Origin of the sequence: Rickettsiella endosymbiont of Rhagonycha lignosa, assembly GCF_964031165.1 — a bacterium.
GTDB lineage: Bacteria > Pseudomonadota > Gammaproteobacteria > Diplorickettsiales > Diplorickettsiaceae > Aquirickettsiella.
This window is the reverse complement of the sequence record NZ_OZ035011.1, coordinates 1282547-1302794: the sequence shown is the minus strand read 5'-3', so window position 1 is coordinate 1302794 and position 20248 is coordinate 1282547. Positions and strand designations below refer to the sequence as shown.

Genomic DNA, 20248 nt, shown 5'->3' with positions numbered 1-20248 from the left:
TTAAGGATATTTTTTCAGGAACTAGTATGATGAATTTTCGGCTTATCTTAGATGCCTTACCTTTTTCGGTTTACTGGTTAGATAGTAAAAAAAATTCGTTTAAAGGAGGTAATCAACACTTTTTTTCTTCATTAAATATTAGTTCTTTAGCTGAATTAATTGATAAGCCGATATCAAATTTTTTTGTGAGTGATTATTTAAGGATAGTCAATGAGCTCTTTAATAGAAGCATTAAAAATAAAGATAAGAGTTTTTCTGCTATTTACCATAAGATATTTAATGATCAGGAAGAGCCTGTATTAATTCAATGTATTTCAATCATGTCCAAAAAAGAAGGGATAACTATCTTTAGTGAAATTAATCCATCACTTAAGGACTTCAATGAATATTTATGGGAAGAAAATGAAAAATTAAATATATATTTAAGTAATATTGTTGAAAATGTCCCTGCTAGTATTTATTGGAAGGATACTAATAGTGTTATTTTGGGTGGGAGTATATTACATACCGAATTAACAGGATTTTCTGATTCTAAAGCAGTTATCGGCAAAACGGATTTTGATTTTTCCTGGAAAGATCAAGCTGAAAGAATACAGGAAAATGATCGCTTTGTGATGCAAAATAATCAAATGGTTAGTTTTGAAGAAAGAGCTAAGTTATCTGACGATACTATGCATATTTTTTTGACTCAAAAATCGCCTTTAAGAGGAAGATCTGAAAAAATAATTGGTGTCTTAGGAGTATCTATTGATATTACAGAACTTAAAAATACGCAAAGAAAATTAAAAAAATCGAAAATATTAGCCGATGCGGCGAATCAAGCTAAAACTGAGTTTCTTGCGAATATGAGTCATGATATTCGGACACCTTTAACAGGCATCATCGGTTTATCTCAATTACTCGAGCAACGTTTAAAAGAATTGGAAAATAAAAATGATTTACGTTTAATGTATAATGCCAGTAATCAATTATTAAGCTTGCTTAACAACGTCCTTGATGTGGCTTCTTTAGAAAAAGCTAACGAAGTAAAGCTTAAACTGAATAGTTTTGCTTTATCCGATTTAACAGATTCTCTGCAAAATTTGTTATTACCTTCAGTAAAGGTTAAAGGAATTATATTACAGATTAATTTAGACGTTTCTTCCACCGAGAATATATTAAGTGATCAAAATAAGCTAGAACGTATTTTACTAAATTTAGCAACTAATGCGATTAAATTTACTGAACAAGGAACAGTCGTTGTAACTATTAAAGAATTAGTATTATTACCACATCAATCAGATGGTGTGTATATTGAGTTTACGATTAGCGATACAGGGATAGGGATTCCTGCGGATAAATTGAAATCAGTATTTGATCCTTTTTTTCGAATAACACCTAGTTTTGAAAAAAATAATCAAACGCAAGGTTATGGTGTTGGCCTTTACATAGTGAAAAAATTTGTTAATTTATTAGGTGGCGAGATACAAGTAAAAAGCGAGATTGGCGTAGGTACTAGTTTTTCTTTTACATTGTTTATGAATTTTGCAAAAAAAAATAAACTTTTAAAATTTAAAAATAAAAATTCTGAACCTTTTGTCTTTTTAGAACCTAATGAGTCACCTGAAGCAAAAAAGCTGTTGCAACAAACCCAATTCCCAAAAAAGCCAATTAAAAAAAACATTTTATTGATTGAAGATGATCTGTTAACGATTAAATTTTCTCAAGAGTTACTCACTCAAGCTGGGTATAATCTGACAGTGGTATCAACGATGCAAGAAGCACTACCATTTGCTAAAAATCATAGATTTGATTTAATTATTACTGATTTGGGTTTGCCTGGTCTTAGTGGGAGTGAAATTGCGGTTTTATACCGTTATTGGGAACGTATTAACCAAAAACCGGTGACTCCAATTATTATTTTAACAGCTCATGGAGAAAATAAATTTAAAGAAGAATGCTTAGCAGCTGGCATCAATGAAGTATGGTTAAAACCTTTGACGAAAGAAAAAATAGAAAAACTAGATAAGTATTTTCAAGATAAAAAAATTAATGTGATTGAATTTAACCCTTTGTTAAAACAATCTAAATCTATTAAACATGAATACATCGAGGAAAATAATTTAACAATAGAGAAAGCTAATTTGCTCGATATTATAAATTCATATCCTATTTATAATAAAAGTATTAGTCTTAAAAATTTGAGTGGAAATATAGATTTGTTCAATGAAATTATAGAAATGTTTAAAGAATCTATCCCTGGTCATATACAAGAGCTTGAAAAGAACTATCAGTTAAAAGATTGGGAAACTATTGAAAACATAGTACATAAAATAAAGGGTGGAGCCTGTTATGCTGGAGCGATTAGATTAAATTACGTATGTAAAAACTTTTTACGTTGTTATTTAACTGGCCAATCCCAGCAATTAGATATACTTTATACTTACTTAATCTCTAGCTTAAAAGAAACCTATAAAGCACTAGAACCTTAGGATTCAAGCATTTGAAAAAGGAAAATTAGTATTTTTTTCTTGCAAAACACAAGAAGTTTGTTGAAGCTATCAATTTAAATTGATTCTGGCAAAATTCAAGGTTTCCGTGGCGCGTTGATCGGGGGTATACTCACAGCATGTTTTTTTTGGTAAGGTGCTGCAAGTCGAGCGAACCAAGAGAATTGCGAATTGAGGGTCAACACAGACAAAAATTCAAGTGCGAAGAGTATGTACTCACAGTAATTGGATTTTTGCCAAGGCGCCGCAAAAATGAGCAACCAGAGTGTATACGCATACATGAGGATTGCGAATTGAACGGCAACACAGACAAAAATTCAAGTGCGAAGAGTATATGCCATCTTTTATCCATCTGCACCTACATACAGAATACTCTTTGAGCGATGGTCTGATTCATATTGATAAGCTTGTCTCAAGAGCGGATGAGCTTTCTATGCCAGCTATTGCCGTAACGGATCTATCCAATTTATTTGCAACAATTAAGTTCTATCAGGCAGCAATAAAAAAAGGGATCAAACCTATAATTGGAGCAGAATGTTGGGTAAAAAATGATCGATTATCTGATCCTGCATTTCAATTAATTTTACTTTGCCAAAATCAACTAGGTTACCAAAACTTAATTCAATTAATTTCGCGTTCCTATTTAGAGAATCAACAAAAAGGCAAACCAATTCTCCAAAAGAGTTGGTTTGAAAAGTATTCTGAGGGCTTAATTGTATTATCAGGAGGAAGAGAAGGAGAAATTGCATCTTGTTTCATGAAGAATAATAAACCCTTAGCAGCTGAAATTTTGGACTCTTGGCTAACTCTATTCCCAAATCGTTTTTATTTGCAGTTACAACGATTAGGCCGCCCTTTAGAGGAAGAATATATCGGGTCAGCTCTTGAATTAGCAAAAAAATATAGTGCTCCAGTCGTAGCAACCAATGAAGTTTGCTTTATTTCACCTGAAGATTTTGAAGCACATGAAGCTAGAGTGTGCATTAATGGCGGATATACCTTAAATGATCCTAAACGTCCTAAAATTCATACCGAGCAACAATATCTTCGTTCTATAGAAGAAATGCTTGTTTTATTTGCTGATATTCCATCTGCATTGACTAATTCGGTGGAAATTGCTAAGCGTTGTAACTTAGAAATTGAATTAGAAGCATCTTTTTTGCCTAATTTTCCTATTCCAGCAGGAATGAGTGCAGAAAATTTCTTAATACAAGAAGCAAAACAAGGCTTAGTACATTGTTTAGAAAAGCGCTCTAAAGTTTTAGGTTTATCTCAGGTTAAGAATACAGAATCCAAGTTAGTTGGGATGGTTGAAAAGGAAGAGGTGCAGAAGCCGTGCATCAACGTCAAGGAATTTGAAAAAAATTATTTTGAACGACTGCATTCAGAGCTCAAAGTGATCAATTCGATGGGTTTTGCAAGTTACTTTCTTATTGTTGCTGACTTTATTCGTTGGGCAAAGAAAAATCAAATTCCAGTGGGCCCTGGTAGAGGTTCTGGAGCGGGATCTTTAGTAGCTTATGCCTTGCAAATTACTGGTTTGGATCCTTTGCAATATGACTTGCTTTTTGAACGGTTTTTAAATCCAGAACGTATTTCTATGCCGGATTTCGATATTGATTTCTGCATGGAAGGACGTGATAGGGTTATTGATTATGTAACAGAACGTTATGGGCGTGATGCGGTTTCGCAAATTATAACGTATGGAAGTATGGCCGCTCGTGCAGTAGTAAGAGATGTAGGACGTGTTCTAGGATACCCATATGGTATGGTGGATAAAATTGCCAAGCTAATTCCTTTTGAGTTAGGTATTACACTGGAAAAAGCGCTGGATCAAGAAGATGAACTAAAATATCGTTATGCAAATGAAGATGAAGTAAAAGTATTAATTGATTTAGCAAAAAAATTGGAAGGATTAATTCGTAATGTTGGTAAACATGCAGGTGGAGTAGTTATTGCACCTTCCAGACTGACAGATTTTACACCACTTTATTGTGAGCCAGGCGGAATACACTGCATTACTCAATTTGACAAAGATGATATAGAAAAAGTTGGCTTAGTTAAATTTGATTTTCTAGGCCTTCGAACCTTGACCATAATTGATTGGGCGGTTCAAGCAATTAATGCAAAAAAACCACCAGAAGAATCCTTATTAGATATCACTGCCATTTCTATAGATGATGTGAGCACTTTCGCTTTATTAAAAACCTGTAATACTACTGCTGTATTTCAATTAGAGTCTCGAGGGATGCGGGATCTCGTTAAGCGATTACGGCCCGATAGTTTTGATGAAATCATTGCTTTAGTTGCTTTATTTCGCCCTGGGCCATTACAGTCAGGCATGGTCGATGATTTTATTAATCGTAAACATGGACGTGCACAAGTGCAGTATGATCATCCTTTTTTAGAGCCAATATTAAGTCCTACCTATGGAATTATTTTATATCAAGAACAAGTAATGCAAATTGCGCAAGTACTAGCAGGTTATACTTTAGGGGCTGCTGACTTATTGCGTCGTGCTATGGGGAAAAAGAAAGCAGAGGAGATGGCACAGCAAAGAACAGTTTTTATAAAAGGTGCAGAACAGAAAAACATTGAGTCTCGTTTAGCAAATCAAATCTTTGATTTAATGGAAAAATTTGCAGACTATGGATTCAATAAATCGCATTCAGCGGCCTATGCTTTAGTTTCTTATCAAACTGCATGGTTAAAAACACACTACCCCGCAGAATTTATGGCCGCAGTATTATCATCTGATATGGATCATACCGAAAAAGTAGTGACCTTTCTTGCAGAATGTCATTCAATGAAATTGAATATATTGCCACCCGATATCAATCATAGCGACTATAAATTTACAGTTGAAGATACGACTGGTTCGATACGGTACGGCTTAGGTGCTATTAAAGGTTTGGGGGCTGGGGCAATAGAAATGCTCATAGAACAGCGTCAACAACAAAAATTTAGTGATTTATTTGATTTATGCCATCGTGTGGATTTGCAAAAACTGAATCGTAGAAGTTTAGAAGCTTTAATTTTTTCGGGTAGCTTAGATAGTTTTGGTATAAATCGTGCCAGTCTTTTAGGTAATATGGAAGCTGCTTTACAAGCGGCGGATCAAAGATCATTGACAAAAGTTTCAGGTCAAAAAGATTTTTTTGGCCTAGATATGGTCTCTCATTCAAGTCAAATGGTGAATCAGGAAGATTGGCCAAAATTGCAACGTTTACAGGCTGAAAAAGAAGCCTTAGGTTTTTATTTAAGTGGTCATCCTTTAGAAAATTATGCGAGCGAATTATCTCACTTTATTTCGACGTCCTTAAATGAATTAACTAACAAATCGGGTCAATCTATTACTATCGCTGGTTGGGTACTGACTATTCGTTCATTATGGACCAAACGCGGGGATCGTATGGCTGTACTTAATTTGGAGGATGCAAGCGGACGTTTAGAAGTAACTTTATTTAGTGATACCTATACCAAATACCGTGAAAAGCTGAATAAAGATAAATTATTAATCATTGAAGGAGAGATCCAACGAGACGAATTTACGGGGAATACGCGAGTATTAGCGAAAAAAATTTTAGATATCAGCGAAGCACGTGAAAGTTATGCGAAAAACTTATTGATTAAACTTTCTAAGTCTGTCATTAACCCTGCGCTACTTGATGACTTGCAAAAAATAATGAGCAATTTTTGTCCAGGTCTTTGCCTTACGCGTATTGCCTACAATCACCCTGAATTAAAAACACAAGTGTATTTAAATTTAGGTGATAATTGGAGAGTGAAGCCTGAAGACGATTTATTGAAGGCTCTGCGTGAAAGCTTTGGCGCAGAATCTATCAGTATTCAGTATTAATTTATATCGTTCGAACATGCAGAGATACATTCTTCAAATTCATAGGAAACGAATACTCTTAAATATTATGAAGCTAAGCTAGATCAGTAAAACTGGCAGAAACACACTATATAGATTATTATCCCTTTTGATTTCTTGTATTTCTGATGGCTAAGCGATGGTTAAAAATGGGAAAGTAGTTGAAAACCAACGATTCCAACGGCAACGCGATAAACCTAGATTGGCCCGTTTAAGTTCCCAATTGCCTTCAAAAGGATGGTTTTTTAAGTTTTCATTGAGTTTATTACTCATATTAAGTTTAATTTTATTATGGCAAAAATTAACCAATCCTAATTGCTTTCCTGTTAAAAACATTAAAATCAGTGGTGATTTAACTTATGTTAAGCAAAGTCATTTGCAGCAAATTATTTTGCCATTTATTGCAAAAGGTTTTTTTCGTTTAGATAGCCAGGGGTTAAAAGAAAAAATTTTACATTTACCATGGATAGCTAATGTAAACATAAAACGATTTTGGCCCGATACATTGGCGGTAAGTTTTATTACTAAGAAACCTATCGCTTTTATTGGAAAGCATGGTTTATTAGATGAGCAAGGTAATATTTTCATTCCAGATGGAGATTCTAGGGCATTAGATCTCCCGATTTTTGAAGGACCCATAGGCCAACAAAAATATTTATTACAAACCTATATCACACTGAATCCAATGTTTGCACAATTAAACTTAAAAATTAAATTATTAAGATTAGTTGATCAACAATATTGGTATCTAAAGTTAGATAATGGGTTAACAGTTTATTTAAATCGAAATCAACCTTCTATACAAGTAGAACGTTTGCTAGATGTTTATTCTGATGTTATTGCAAGTAAAGTATCTATGGTAGATTATGTGGATCTCCGATATGCCCATGGTATGGCAGTAAAGTTTAAGAAACGGATTTCTTAGAAATTATTAATGATGTAAAACAATAGATTTTTTCCAAATGCAAATGAGTTTTGAGTTTATGGGGAAAATTCGGTTCACAAAAAATAAAGTAACGAGCTATATCCTAACAATGAAGTTAAATGATGAAGTTTGAAAAGATCTAGAGAATTTAATTGAAGGTGAAATAATATGGCAAAGAAACCGATTAAGAATTTAATTGTAGGTTTAGATATTGGCACATCCAAGGTCAATGCCTTAGTGGGTGAAGTTAAGCCCAATGGTATCGAAATTATTGGTATGGGAATTTATCCTTCATTAGGATTAAAGCGAGGTGTTGTAGTTAATATTGATGCAACCGTTGATTCAATTCAGCAAGCTGTGGGTGAAGCAGAAGCCATGGCAGGAAGTCCAGTTCGAAGTGTATATACTGGTATTGCTGGAAATCATATTCGAAGTTTAAATTCTCATGGAATTGTTGCGATTCAAAATCAAGAAGTTACCCATGCAGATGTGGAACGGGTGATTGATGCTGCGAAAGCAGTTGCTATTCCAGCGGATCAAAAAATAATACATATTTTACCCCAAGAATTTATAATTGATAGCCAAGAAGGTATTCGTGAGCCAATAGGGATGTCTGGTGTGCGATTAGAAGCTAAAGTACATATGGTAACGGGTGCAGTTAGCGCGGCTCAAAACATCATTAAATGTATCCAACGCTGTGGTTTAGAAGTGACGGAAATAATTTTAGAACAACTTGCATCGAGTCAATCTGTATTAACAGAAGATGAGAAAGAGTTGGGTGTGTGTTTAATAGACATTGGCGGTGGAACCACCGATATCGCTATATTTACTGAAGGTGCTATTCGTTTTACATCGGTTATTCCAATTGCGGGTGATCAAGTCACGAATGATATTGCTGTTGCGTTAAGAACACCCACACAAAGTGCAGAACAGATAAAAAGAAGACATGCTTGTGCTTTATCAGAACTAGCAAATCCAGATGAACTTGTCGAAGTTTCGGGAGTGGGAGATCGCCCTGGGCGCACGCTGACTAAACGTGCTTTAGCAGAAGTGGTAGGACCACGCTATGAAGAGCTTTTCCATTTAGTGAAAGCTGAATTATATCGTAGTGGTTTTGAAGAATTTCTTGCAGCAGGAGTGGTGTTGACGGGTGGTGCGTCTAATGTCAATGGTAGTGTCGAATTAGCAGAGAAGATTTTTAAATTACCTGTAAGACTGGGTCATCCTCAATATATTACTGGGAATAGCGAAGTAACCACGAATGGAATGTATGCAACCAGTACAGGTTTACTATTATATGGCTATCAACAACAATGCGAACAGAGAAAACCTAATGTTTTATTTGGTAAAAAAATAGCACGTATAAAAAATTGGTTATGCGAAAATTTTTAAATAATACTGAAATTCTTAGGAGTTAATTATGAGTGCCAAATTTGATTCGCACAATCCCCCTCTACAAAATGCTGTCATAAAAGTTGTTGGCGTTGGAGGTGGTGGTGGAAATACTCTTGAACATATGTTGGCACAAGATATTCCGGGAGTAGAGTTTATCTGCGCTAATACCGATGCCCAAGCGCTAAAAAACTCTTCTGCTAATTGTTTATTACAATTAGGTCAACAAATTACTAAAGGTTTAGGTGCTGGAGCAAATCCTGAAATAGGTCGTCTTGCTGCCGAAGCAGATAGAGAAAGAGTTAGAGCGGCTTTAGAGGGCGCCGATATGGTGTTTATCACTGCAGGGATGGGAGGCGGTACAGGAACGGGTGCTGCACCCGTTATTGCTGAGATTGCTAAGCAGATGAAAATTTTGACCGTAGCGGTCGTAACTAAGCCTTTTGAGATTGAAGGAAAGAAGCGTTTGCGCTTAGCTGAGGAAGGAATTAAGCAACTTAGTCAGCATGTCGATTCGTTGATTACTATCCCTAATGAAAAGTTAATGAATGTTTTAGGCGATGAAGTTAGTTTTTTAGATGCATTTAAAGCGGTAGATGATGTATTATTTGGCGCTGTCAAAGGAATTGCTGCTTTAATAACACGTGCCGGTCTAATTAATGTGGATTTTGCGGATGTTAAAACCGTAATGTCAGAGATGGGTACGACCATGATGGGTACAGGAGTAGGATTGGGTTCAGATAGAGCACTATCGGCAGCAAATGCCGCTATCGGCAGTCCTCTATTAAAGGATATCAATCTAAAAGGTGCGCGTGGTGTATTAGTTAATATAACTGCGGGACCGGATTTATCAATGAAAGAATTTGGAATAGTCGGTGGAGTGATTAAAGAAATTGCTTCAGAAGACGCTAATGTTGTCATTGGTACAGTGATAGATCCAGGAATGAATGATGAGTTACGAGTAACAATAGTGATAACAGGTTTAGGACATCATCTTCCTACAGGCACGGTAATGCATGAGGGAGAGGATTCAAGCCTCATTAGAGCAGCTGACGGTAGTTTAGATTATCATCAGTTGGAGCGTCCTACGGTATTACGCAAACAAGGTGTTGTTACACCAAGTAAGTCCACAGCAGATAATGCTGTTACCGATATTGAATATTTTGATATTCCGGCTTTTTTACGAAGACAAGAAGAGGTTTCTTAAGGGTGTCCAGAAAAAACAATTCAATTCAAACATCACGTGCGCTGAGACAACGTACTTTAAAAAACGTTATTAAAGCCGCTGGCATTACATTACATAGTGGTGAAACAGCAATATTAACCTTGCGACCGGCACCTATTAACACGGGAATTATTTTTCGACGGATAGATTTTAATCCTATTGTTGAAGTTCAAGCTCGTGCTGAACATGTCGGTGAAACTACCTTACAAACTACTTTACTAAAAAATGGTGTCAGAGTTGCGACCATAGAGCATTTAATGTCGGCTATGGCAGGTTTGGGTATTGATAACGCGTATGTTGATATTACCGCTTCAGAAATTCCCATTATGGATGGAAGCGCAGGACCCTTTATTTTTTTGATTCAGTCGGCAGGTATTGAGGAACAAAGCGCTTCAAAACGCTTTATTCGAATTAAACAAGCTATAAAAGTGACTGAAGGGGATAAATGGGCTTCTTTTGAACCATTTGATGGATTTAAGGTTTCATTTGAAATTGACTTTAATCACCCACTTTTTCAAAATCGTAGTCAAAAAGCAAGTATTGATTTTTCCACGACTTCTTATATTAAAGAGGTTAGCCGCGCACGTACATTTGGCTTTATGGCAGACTATGAGAAATTACGTGAGGTACGGCTCGCTTTGGGTGGAAGCCTTGATAATGCAGTGGTTGTAGATGAGTATAGGGTACTGAATGAAGACGGTTTACGTTATGAGGATGAGTTCGTGCGTCATAAAATCCTTGATGCAGTGGGAGATCTTTATTTATTAGGTCATAGCCTCATCGGTGCATTTAGTGGTTATAAATCTGGTCATGCACTGAATAATCTTTTATTACGCCGTTTGTTGAGCAATGCAGATGCTTGGGAATATGTTGAATTTGAAGATGAAATAAAGGCACCGCTCGTTTATCGACGTGCTTTGTTAGATGCTTATTATCTTAAGGACTGACTACTCTTTGCACTTGCACTTTTGTTGGTGTTGCAACTGAATTCACAATCCTTATGCTTCTTAAATACATTTCGGTAGTGCATTTTCGTGGCGACTTGCCAAAAATCCAATTGCTGTGAGTTTATTATCTATTTTCTTTCAGAGTATAATTAGCTATTTTAAAAGCTTATCTAAGGCAGCATTAGCTAAACTGTCTACTCGGTCATTTTCTGGATGTCCGCTATGTCCTTTTACCCATTCCCAGCGGATTTGATGACGTTCAGCTTGGATAGCTAATTCTTTCCATAAATCAGAATTTTTAACAGGTTTTTTATTGGCAGTAAGCCAAGCTCGTCGCTTCCATTGAGGCAGCCATTCAGTAATACCTTTTTGAACATATTGCGAATCAGTGCTGAGTGATATTTGGCAGGGTTTTTTTACTACCATTAAAGCCTGAATGGCCGCCATTAACTCCATGCGATTATTAGTAGTAGGGTTTTCGGTACCAGAAATGGTTTTTTCTTTCCCCTGGTATCGCAGGAGAGCTGCCCAGGCTCCAGGTCCAGGGTTTCCCCGGCAAGCACCATCGGTAAAAATCTCTATTTTTGGAATTTTATGCATGGTGGGGCCCTCGAGCATTGGGTGCTAAGACCTTATTATTGAGTACTGGCGGAAATTGCCAAACTAAGCCTAGGCCATTTAATCTTTTTATTCGTTTCTCAGCAATAATCAAATAAATTCCTCCCATATAGGGAATAAGCCAAGGGGATATCCGTTCTAACCAAGCTAATTTCTTAAATAACCACATACCGAGGGGGCTGGATAAAGGGGGTCGAAATAGAAAGCTCTCAGTATGCTGAATTTCACCCCCTAAAAAGTGTATCCATTGACAAAGGGTTTGGATTGTGTGAAAACGACCTTCCCAAGCAGGTTTCTTATTAATTGAGCATAACTGATATAGGCCCCATAAACTGATAGGATTGATACCTAGAATAATTAAATGGCCATTGGGGGCTAATACTCGCCAGGCTTCTGTAAGTATGGCTTGTGCGGTATTTTTGCTTACTTCTAGCGTATGGGGCATGAGGATTAGGTTAATACTATCATTGGCAAATGGTAAATGAGTGTATAAGCTTTCCAGATCAGAGCAATCTATTTTGTAGGTATCTAGCTTACATTTATAGCTCGAAGAAACGGTAACTTTATGGATAATAGGACTGGTAGACAAGCTTGAAAAAGAATAAGGGCTCAATTGTAATAAGTGGCGGCCAGCATAATGAGGAATTAGACTAGCTAAACGATGATCTTCAATATCCAGGTAATGCTGTTTCAAAAGGGTTATCCAGCTAAAAACAGTTAGAAGTAATAATCGATGAATCTTAACACTTTTTTATTATCGCATAGGTAGGGTAAGACTAAAAAGACCTAAAAATACATGGTATGTATTTTATTAGATACATAAAATCAATGTAAAAATGTAGGTATTTGAGTAAGAAATACCCGCTTTAAATGTAGGTTAAAAGCTTACAAAAATGACGTTTAATTTAGCTCTTGTAAGCCCTTTATCTTGACCTACCTAAGCCGTCCCCGTAAGATCTTTAATATGACTTATAAAATGCTTAAAATTTATACATTATTACTTACCGCACTACTCATACTAGCAGTGGGTGTCACCGCATGTGTGCAATTTCCTGCTTCTGAAGAAGGGGGTATGGGTCTCAGCGGTGTAGGTAACGATACGGATAGTAAAACCTATCAAAACGTTATTATGAAATCGACCGGTAGTAGTTTAGCTCCGCAAAATGCTAAAGCGCTGTATAGCGCTGTAGAGAAGGGTACACTTTGGGAGCCTATTCGAGCCCATTTACAATTATCAGCTCGTGAGGAAAACCAACCTCAGGTCCAAGAGCAGATCCGTTGGTTTGCTAAAAACCCGCTCTATTTAAAAGATGCGGTGAATCGAGCTGCGCCTTATATTTACTATGTATATGCGCAGGTGAGAAAGCGTGATTTGCCTACAGAATTGGTTTTATTGCCTATTATTGAGAGTGGTTATAATCCATCAGCAACTAACTCGTCTTCCGGCGCGGCTGGTTTATGGCAGTTAATGACCACTACCGCTAAAGGGTATGGTGTTCATCAAGATAGAGGTTTTGATGGTCGTCGAGATATTAGTAGCTCGACCAATGCGGCCTTAAATTACCTTACCTATTTAAAAAGCTTCTTCGGGGGTGACTGGTTATTGGCCATAGCGGCTTATGACACGGGTGAAGGTAACGTGCAGAATGCGATTCGCCATAATACGCAACAGGATAAGAATACCCATTTCTGGGCATTGCCATTGGCATCTGAGACACGTTCTTATATTCCGCGTTTATTGGCGTTAGCTGCGATTGTTAAAAATCCAGATAAGTATGGCGTGAGTTTGCCTCCTGTGAGTGCTAAGCCTTATTTAGAGTTAGTTGACGCAAATAGCATGAGTTTAACTCATGTCGCTAAATTAGCAGGTATGCGCGTTGCGGATTTAAAGGAATTGAATCCTGGGGTGAAAAGTACTTCAGTTGCGATTAAACGTGGTCAGCTTGCTTTACCTATTGATAGGGTAGCGTTGTATAAACAACAATTAGTTACTGCATCAAGCGCGAACTATAAGGTAGGCAAGGCTCAATCTAATGATACTAAGTTTGCTTTAAAACAAGCTGGATCAATAGGCAAGCATGGTCCTGTGCAGTTAGTGAGTAATCAAACTAAGCCAAGTTCGCAGCAAATCCATTTGGTAAAAAGTGGAGATACGCTAACAGGTATTGCTAAGCACTACCATGTATCGGTTAAGAAGATACAAGCTTGGAATAAGCTTGATGGCGATTTTATCAAGCCAGGTGAAAAATTAAAAATTATGTTTTCATAAGCATAAACTTTAAAACGAAGAGGTATCAATCCTTCTTCGTTTTTTTTTGGAGAAAGGGTTAATCAAGTTTATTATTCAAAGTCTTTAAATAATGAGTAAATAAGTTTTTAGTTTCTGGGTGTTTTATAGCATGGGCGATCGTTGCTTTTAAATAACCAAACTTACTCCCACAATCATAGCGTATACCTTCAAATTCCCAAGCATACATTACTTCGTCTTTAAGCTGTCGAGCGATTGCATCAGTTAGTTGAATTTCTCCATTTTTTCCAATAGATGTCTGCGAAAGATAAGGGAAGATAGTTGAAGTAAGAATATAACGACCAACCACAGCTAAATTGGAAGGGGCTTGTTTGTGACTAGGTTTTTCTACAATAGTGTTAATCTGGCTCAGTCTACCTTCTTTAATTTTATAACCGATTATCCCGTACTGTTCACTTTCTTCAGGAGTTATAGCTTGAACAGCAATGATAGTATTCTGTTTTTCTTGATAGATATCTAACATTTGCTTCAAACAAGGGATAGTGGAATCAATCAAATCATCGGCAAGTAAAACAGCAAATGGTTCTTCATTAATAAGAGGTCGCGCACACAAAACAGCATGTCCTAAGCCTAATGTGTCCGGTTGGCGTAGATAAACACAACTAACTCCTTTCGGTAAGATATTTTTCACAATAGCTAACAAATCTTTTTTTCCTGTTTCGGCTAGCTTGGCTTCTAATTCATAATTCGAATCAAAATGATCTTCAATAGCCCGTTTGCTACTGCTTGTTATAAAAATAAGTTCAGTAATTCCTGCAGCAATCGCTTCTTCTACTGCATATTGAATTAAAGGTTTATCCACAATAGGCAACATTTCCTTGGGGCTTGCTTTTGTTGCGGGTAAAAAACGTGTACCAAGACCCGCAACCGGGAAAATAGCTTTGGTAATTTTTTTCATGTTATAAATGCTCCCCGCGACCAATGGCATAGTATTTAATTCCCAATTGCCTTAAACATTCTGGATCATAAAGATTTCTTCCGTCAAAGATAGCGGGTTCTTTTAAATGTTGTTTGATGAGTTGAAAATCAGGATTAAAGAAGATGTTCCATTCAGTGACTATTACTAAAACATCTGCATTAATTAAAGCCTTTTCTGGGCTATCACAACAACTAAAATTAATTTCACTCTTATACAAACGTGCGGCTTCGGACATCGCGACGGGATCAAATGCTTGAATTTTCATTCCTGCAGCTAAAGCCGACGCAATCAACACTTTGCTAGGTGCTTCGCGCATATCGTCCGTGTTTGGTTTGAAGGACAAACCCCAGAGGGCGATTATCTTTCCATGTAAATCATTTTTAAAGTATTGAGAAATTTTGCTAAATAAAAGTTTTTTTTGTGCATCATTAACTTGATGTACAGCATTTAATAGTCGAGGTTGATAATCAACTGTTTTTGCGGTGGCTTCTAAAGCTACTACATCCTTAGGAAAACAAGAGCCACCATAACCACATCCTGGATTAATAAAATGATAACCGATACGAGGATCGGAGCCGATGCCAATGCGAACTTGCTCTATGTCTGCATTTAAACGTTCTGCTAACTGACTCATTTCATTTATAAAACTAATCTTGGTGGCTAAAAATGCATTGGCTGCATATTTGGTCAGTTCGGCAGAGCGAATATCCATAGCGATTAAACGATCATTATTTCGATTAAAGGGCCTATAGAGGTGTCTTAAATGGGTTTCTGCCGAATTATTATCGGTACCAATAATAATTCGGTCAGAACGCATAAAATCATTCACTGCCGCGCCTTCACGTAAAAACTCAGGATTTGAAGCGACATCGAATGCAATAGTGACGTTACGATGATCTAATTGTTTTTGAATAATGGCCTTTACTTTATTAGCAGTGCCAACAGGTACAGTCGACTTATTGATAATTAGTTTGGGCTTCTGTAGAGTTTTCCCGATATATTCTGCAACCTCTAAAACATAAGTTAAATCCGCTGATCCATCTTCATCTTGAGGCGTGCCTACGGTAATGAATTGATAAAAACCATGTTCTATGCCTTCTTGAGGGTCTGTACTAAAATTTAGTCGTCCGGCGCTTAAATTTTTTTGCAATAAAGCGGGCAAATCGGGCTCATGAATAGGACATTCGCCTGATTGTAAGCGTTTTATTTTTTCTTGATCAATATCAATGCAAAGCACTTTATTTCCATGCTCAGCTAAACAAGCCGCTGTGACCAAACCTACATAACCTGCACCAAAGAGATTAATTCGCATAATTTTAATAAGAGCTAGAAAATACTAGAGTGTAAATGGATACCTTAAAGAGACGAAATTACGTCTTTAATATCGAGCGGCAACACAGACAAAAACCCATGTGCGGCGAGTATAGTATCGCAGAATGGGGATTGCTTCAATTTTGGCTAAACATAGGCTAGACTTTGGTGTTTTAGTGAGTAACTTTGATGCGACCCTATTTGAATTTTTTACAACATATTCTTAATATGGGACAAGCCAAAACCGATAGGACGGGCACCGGCACACTTAGTACCTTTGCTTATCAAATGCGTTTTGATTTGAGTATCGGTTTCCCGCTCGTCACGACCAAAAAAGTACATTTAAAAAGTATTATTTATGAATTACTGTGGTTTTTACGTGGTGATACCAATATTCGCTACTTAAATGATCATCAAGTCACTATTTGGGATGAATGGGCCGATGCAGCGGGTAACTTAGGGCCTGTTTATGGTAAGCAATGGCGTTCATGGCCAACAGCCGATCACCAAACGATAGATCAGATGAGTCAGTTAATACAACAAATAAAAACTAACCCGGATTCGCGTCGCTTAATTGTTAGCGCTTGGAATGTGGGCGAGCTAACAAAAATGGCCTTGCCGCCTTGTCATTTGTTATTTCAATTTTATGTCGCTAATTCGAGTCTTTCCTGTCAGCTATATCAACGTAGTGCCGATGCATTTTTAGGAGTCCCCTTTAATATTGCTTCTTATGCGTTATTAACCCATATGATTGCGCAACAATGTGATTTGCAGGTCGGTGAGTTTATTTGGACCGGCGGCGATTGTCATATCTATAATAATCATCTTGAACAAGTGCACACTCAATTGTCTAGACAGCCTCACACTGCACCGCAATTAAATATTTTACGCAAACCAGAATCATTATTTGATTATTGCTTTGAAGATTTCGCATTAAAAGATTATGCGTATCATCCGGCGATTAAAGCTGCGGTAGCGGTTTAGTAGTTCAATGTGCAATAAAAAATATTAATTAAATTTTTTATCAAAAAAGTAATTTGTCTTTGCACGCTACAAAAAATGTATTATCTTGAGTTAAGCTATTGAAATAATAGGATTATTTGATTAGCCAAAATGGCTATGCGACAGCGGCAGGATTGGCAGCGATGTTGAATGGAGAAATTAGCCATGATCGGGTAAGTGGGTTTCTGCGTGCAGCAGCTTATGAGTCAAAAGCACTCTGGAATTATGTGAAGCCTCAAATTCGTCGTCATGAAGAAAACGACGGAGTATTGTTACTCGACGATACCATTTCAGAAAAAAGCTATACAGATGAAAATGCAGTGAATTGTTGGCATTTTTCCCACGCTAAACATCGGCATGTCAAGGGCATAATTTACTTTCCTGCCTGGTTCGCTATGGGGACATAGCCCTGCCCATTGGCTATGAAGCTGTAAAAAAAGAGCAGGTTTATTCAGATATTAAAACACACAAGCAAAAACGAAAATCAATTATCGGTAAGTATGAGCTGTTTCGCTTGCTGGTTCAGCAAGCGGTTAATAATCATGTACCCGGTTTAAGGAATCAACAAGCGAATTTATTGGATCCTTATGAAAGTCAAACAGAATTACTTAATATGGCTAAAAATATGAAAAAAACCCTAACGCTAAAAATTGAGAAAGCTGATAAACCTCGCCCAAGAAGTTGCTGGAGCGAGGTTTAAACGAAATTAGCCTCCTAATTTAGGGGGTGTAGTATCCATTTGATCAGTTTTATTTTCAATTACTTCCAGATTCGGTGATTTAAAGAACTGGTTAAGCGACAAAGAAAATAAAGTATTAAATGGTATGGGTGTAGCTAAAATCCTTTTAGTCGCATCTTTACTACCTATAATTTTATTTTCTAATAAATAATTGATTTTATGAATTAGTTTGTCCCAATAGTTTGACAGTTCTTTTTCATGTTTAAAAAATTTAGGCTTTTTTATTTCTGGATTTTGCGAAAGCATAGCTTGAATAAGTACCTTTGCTACTTCAAGAAGTGGCCTCCTCATCTCAGTTTTATCGTAGTTAATTTTCCACGTATTTTCGAGAGGTGTATGCCCATTGGTGTTCGTTGCATTAGCATTAGCTCCATTCAATAGAAGCAAGTTTATTATTTTGATATTATCTGCAGAAAAGTTGCTTGTTTCCATATCAGCCGGATTCATAAACATTTTAAATTTTTCTTTTATTAGCGGAATAGTGCTAGCTACGAAATGCAGAGGCGTAGATCCCGCATTATTACTTAGAGTAACGTCGGCTTTCCCAGTTACTATAAGCAATGTGATCACTGCTTCTTTCCTTACAGACTTTGAGGCTTCCAAAAGTGGAGTATTCCCCTGATCACCACGTACATTAACATTAGCTTTTTTCTCTATAAGGTATTCTACAATTGCAGCTTCACCAAATTTAGCGGCTATACTTAGTGCTGTGTTTCCATAATTACTGAGTGCATTGACGTCGACTCCTGCTTGTATACATGCTTTTACTTTTGCTAGATCGCCTTCTTTAACAGCATGAATCAAATCGGTTTCAGTGAACTTAGACATGAAATACCTCTTTTTTTTTAATAGTAGATGAATTATATATCAATATAATTAATAAAAAATTAAATTAATGAGCGAGTCGCTATACTCACCAGGGCAAACGCATCTTAATTAGCGAGTAAAACAGACAATAAATATTTATTATCCATAAGGGCTTTGAAACGTTTACGTCGAATACTAGCTTTTAAGGAGGGTTCTTGTTTCAAGAGAGATAAAGCAAATCGTCGTAACCAACCGACATTTTCAGGAGCGAGTGCTGTAATACGTATTCGTGATAAATCTTCTTTAAAAATAACATCTAAACTCCAATGTAAGTTATTTTCAATACGGTAATGAGCACGTATGGCTTTTGCTATTAAGTCTGCTTTCATGGGAAGCGAGCTAATATAATAACGTTTATTAACACTATATTCTCCGCCTTTTATTTGGCGATGATTTTCAACTTGGACTAAACTTTGCAATCCACTCCAACGACACTTAAATTGATGCAAGTACATCAAGGGTAATACCGTATAACGTCGTGTTTCGATGCGGCCATGATCCCCTTCAACCATTTCATGCGAGGGAATTCCATTTGGTAATTCTAGAAACGTCTTTAACCAAGCTTCTTTTTCTTACCCATAGGCTTCGATATCAATCCATTGCTCAGCACCACTCATCACCGCACACAGTGATAATACTAAAATATCTAGTAACAAATGGCGTTTGCAGTGCTCTATTCTCGGATCCTTTATGCACGAAAAGTGTTTTATAAATATATCGTTTAGTTCTTTTTTCATCATTGTTCTTCTTCTAAAAAAAAAACAACTTAATTCTTTTATCCCCTTTTTTCAATTAGTTAAAATGCATTTGCCCTGGGTAATTTGTATTTTATTTCCATTCCTTTAAGGAAACCTTAAGTATAAATCGTTAGCCTATAATTTTATTAAGTAATTTTTATAGGTTAATTTCAGTGAATATAAATGATAATGAAATAGTTTTTGGTCAAGGACTTAGTATTATATTTTACGAGGTTAATGATGAAAATCTGGCTCCATATAATCAGACTGCACTTTGGGTTAATGCGCAATATTATTTAAAGTTTATTAAAGACGAAAAAGATGGAAGAAAAGAAACATTAATTCCTGGACGAGGAAAGTTAGAAGAATTCAAAAAATCATTCCATAATTTAAAAAGCAAAATAAATGAAAAGAAACCGTTGTTAGAAAATGATCTTAAGTTTTTACCAATCTTACCTGAGTTTAAACTTTCTTTAACATCAAATGATTCTGATAAAGAATCAGCATATGGTAGCAATAATTCTTCTGAAGTTTCTTTTTCATCAGAGCAGTTTTCTGAAAAGAATCTTGATGCTCAGCAAGTTAAGTCCAATAAATCTCTATCCCGAATACCTAGTCTGATACGAAGTAACACAAATACTTCATTATTTAGTAACAATTCGAGAAGGGAAAGCCCTAAAATATTTAACTTTGATATAAAAGGAAAATTGGTTGTTTTGTCAAAAAATCATCCTTTTTTAGAAAATATTAAACCGGAAAGAAAAAAGATTCCTCAAAGTTACAGAGATGCAATTCGCATTGATAATTTAACCGATGATGAAATGGATGATTTAAGTAACAATTATGTTAATAAAGCAATCGCAGTCAGCAAATTTAATTTAAAAGCTTAATT

General features: G+C 36.3%; 16 protein-coding genes and 1 pseudogene. 10 read left to right on the top strand and 7 right to left on the bottom strand.

Annotated features, from left to right (window positions below; all coding sequences use genetic code 11):
• Positions 1 to 26: 26 nt before the first annotated feature.
• The 6 genes from AAHI99_RS05785 (at position 27) to lpxC (ending at position 10855) form a co-directional block, all read left to right on the top strand.
• Positions 27 to 2471, top strand: coding sequence for an ATP-binding protein (locus tag AAHI99_RS05785; protein ID WP_342227337.1), 2445 nt, complete (start codon positions 27 to 29; stop codon positions 2469 to 2471).
• A 352-nt stretch (positions 2472 to 2823) separates the two neighbouring features.
• A complete protein-coding gene (gene dnaE, locus AAHI99_RS05780; RefSeq protein ID WP_342227336.1) occupies positions 2824 to 6348 on the top strand; it encodes a DNA polymerase III subunit alpha in 3525 nt (1174 codons plus the stop codon).
• A 157-nt stretch (positions 6349 to 6505) separates the two neighbouring features.
• Entirely contained in the window at positions 6506 to 7291 is a 786-nt protein-coding gene (locus AAHI99_RS05775; protein ID WP_342227335.1) for a cell division protein FtsQ/DivIB, read from the top strand.
• 168 nt (positions 7292 to 7459) lie between these two features.
• The gene (ftsA, locus tag AAHI99_RS05770; protein WP_342227334.1) at positions 7460 to 8683 is read left to right on the top strand and encodes a cell division protein FtsA; all 1224 of its coding nucleotides are present in this window, start codon (positions 7460 to 7462) and stop codon (positions 8681 to 8683) included.
• Positions 8684 to 8711: 28 nt separating this feature from the next.
• Positions 8712 to 9890: a cell division protein FtsZ gene (gene ftsZ / locus AAHI99_RS05765; protein ID WP_342227333.1), complete on the top strand. Its 1179-nt coding sequence runs from the start codon at positions 8712 to 8714 to the stop codon at positions 9888 to 9890.
• A 41-nt stretch (positions 9891 to 9931) separates the two neighbouring features.
• Complete coding sequence (gene lpxC, locus AAHI99_RS05760) at positions 9932 to 10855, top strand: UDP-3-O-acyl-N-acetylglucosamine deacetylase (RefSeq protein ID WP_342228364.1); 924 nt, start codon at positions 9932 to 9934, stop codon at positions 10853 to 10855.
• A 153-nt stretch (positions 10856 to 11008) separates the two neighbouring features.
• Here lpxC and rnhA read toward each other — a convergent pair whose 3' ends face one another.
• A complete protein-coding gene (gene rnhA, locus AAHI99_RS05755; RefSeq protein ID WP_342227332.1) occupies positions 11009 to 11455 on the bottom strand; it encodes a ribonuclease HI in 447 nt (148 codons plus the stop codon).
• Positions 11448 to 12167 carry a class I SAM-dependent methyltransferase gene (locus tag AAHI99_RS05750; protein ID WP_342227331.1) on the bottom strand — a complete coding sequence of 240 codons (720 nt, stop codon included), beginning with the start codon at positions 12165 to 12167 and terminating at the stop codon, positions 11448 to 11450. The genes rnhA and AAHI99_RS05750 overlap by 8 nt, the downstream gene beginning before the upstream one ends.
• 282 nt (positions 12168 to 12449) lie before the next feature.
• Here AAHI99_RS05750 and AAHI99_RS05745 point away from each other — a divergent pair, with 282 nt between their 5' ends.
• Entirely contained in the window at positions 12450 to 13742 is a 1293-nt protein-coding gene (locus AAHI99_RS05745) for a transglycosylase SLT domain-containing protein (RefSeq protein WP_342227330.1), read from the top strand.
• 58 nt (positions 13743 to 13800) lie between these two features.
• Here AAHI99_RS05745 and galU read toward each other — a convergent pair whose 3' ends face one another.
• Together galU and AAHI99_RS05735 are read right to left on the bottom strand one after the other, a co-directional pair.
• Positions 13801 to 14679, bottom strand: coding sequence for a UTP--glucose-1-phosphate uridylyltransferase GalU (gene galU, locus AAHI99_RS05740; RefSeq protein WP_342227329.1), 879 nt, complete (start codon positions 14677 to 14679; stop codon positions 13801 to 13803).
• Position 14680: 1 nt separating this feature from the next.
• Positions 14681 to 16012 carry a UDP-glucose/GDP-mannose dehydrogenase family protein gene (locus tag AAHI99_RS05735; protein ID WP_342227328.1) on the bottom strand — a complete coding sequence of 444 codons (1332 nt, stop codon included), beginning with the start codon at positions 16010 to 16012 and terminating at the stop codon, positions 14681 to 14683.
• Between the two features lie 188 nt (positions 16013 to 16200).
• Here AAHI99_RS05735 and AAHI99_RS05730 point away from each other — a divergent pair, with 188 nt between their 5' ends.
• Together AAHI99_RS05730 and AAHI99_RS05725 are read left to right on the top strand one after the other, a co-directional pair.
• The gene (locus AAHI99_RS05730) at positions 16201 to 16995 is read left to right on the top strand and encodes a thymidylate synthase (RefSeq protein ID WP_342227327.1); all 795 of its coding nucleotides are present in this window, start codon (positions 16201 to 16203) and stop codon (positions 16993 to 16995) included.
• A 116-nt stretch (positions 16996 to 17111) separates the two neighbouring features.
• Positions 17112 to 17560, top strand: a pseudogene (locus tag AAHI99_RS05725) (IS701 family transposase); the annotation flags it as partial.
• A 159-nt stretch (positions 17561 to 17719) separates the two neighbouring features.
• On the opposite strand, the gene AAHI99_RS05715 reads toward AAHI99_RS05725, so the two are convergent.
• The 3 genes from AAHI99_RS05715 to AAHI99_RS05705 form a co-directional block, all read right to left on the bottom strand.
• The gene (locus AAHI99_RS05715) at positions 17720 to 18580 is read right to left on the bottom strand and encodes an ankyrin repeat domain-containing protein (protein ID WP_342227324.1); all 861 of its coding nucleotides are present in this window, start codon (positions 18578 to 18580) and stop codon (positions 17720 to 17722) included.
• A gap of 104 nt (positions 18581 to 18684) precedes the next feature.
• Positions 18685 to 19131, bottom strand: a complete 447-nt coding sequence (locus AAHI99_RS05710) for an ISAs1 family transposase (RefSeq protein WP_342227323.1) — start codon at positions 19129 to 19131, stop codon at positions 18685 to 18687.
• 60 nt (positions 19132 to 19191) lie between these two features.
• Complete coding sequence (locus AAHI99_RS05705; RefSeq protein WP_342227322.1) at positions 19192 to 19359, bottom strand: transposase family protein; 168 nt, start codon at positions 19357 to 19359, stop codon at positions 19192 to 19194.
• A gap of 170 nt (positions 19360 to 19529) precedes the next feature.
• Between AAHI99_RS05705 and AAHI99_RS05700 the strand changes: the two genes are divergently transcribed.
• Complete coding sequence (locus AAHI99_RS05700) at positions 19530 to 20246, top strand: hypothetical protein (protein WP_342227321.1); 717 nt, start codon at positions 19530 to 19532, stop codon at positions 20244 to 20246.
• The last annotated feature ends 2 nt before the right edge of the window (positions 20247 to 20248 follow it).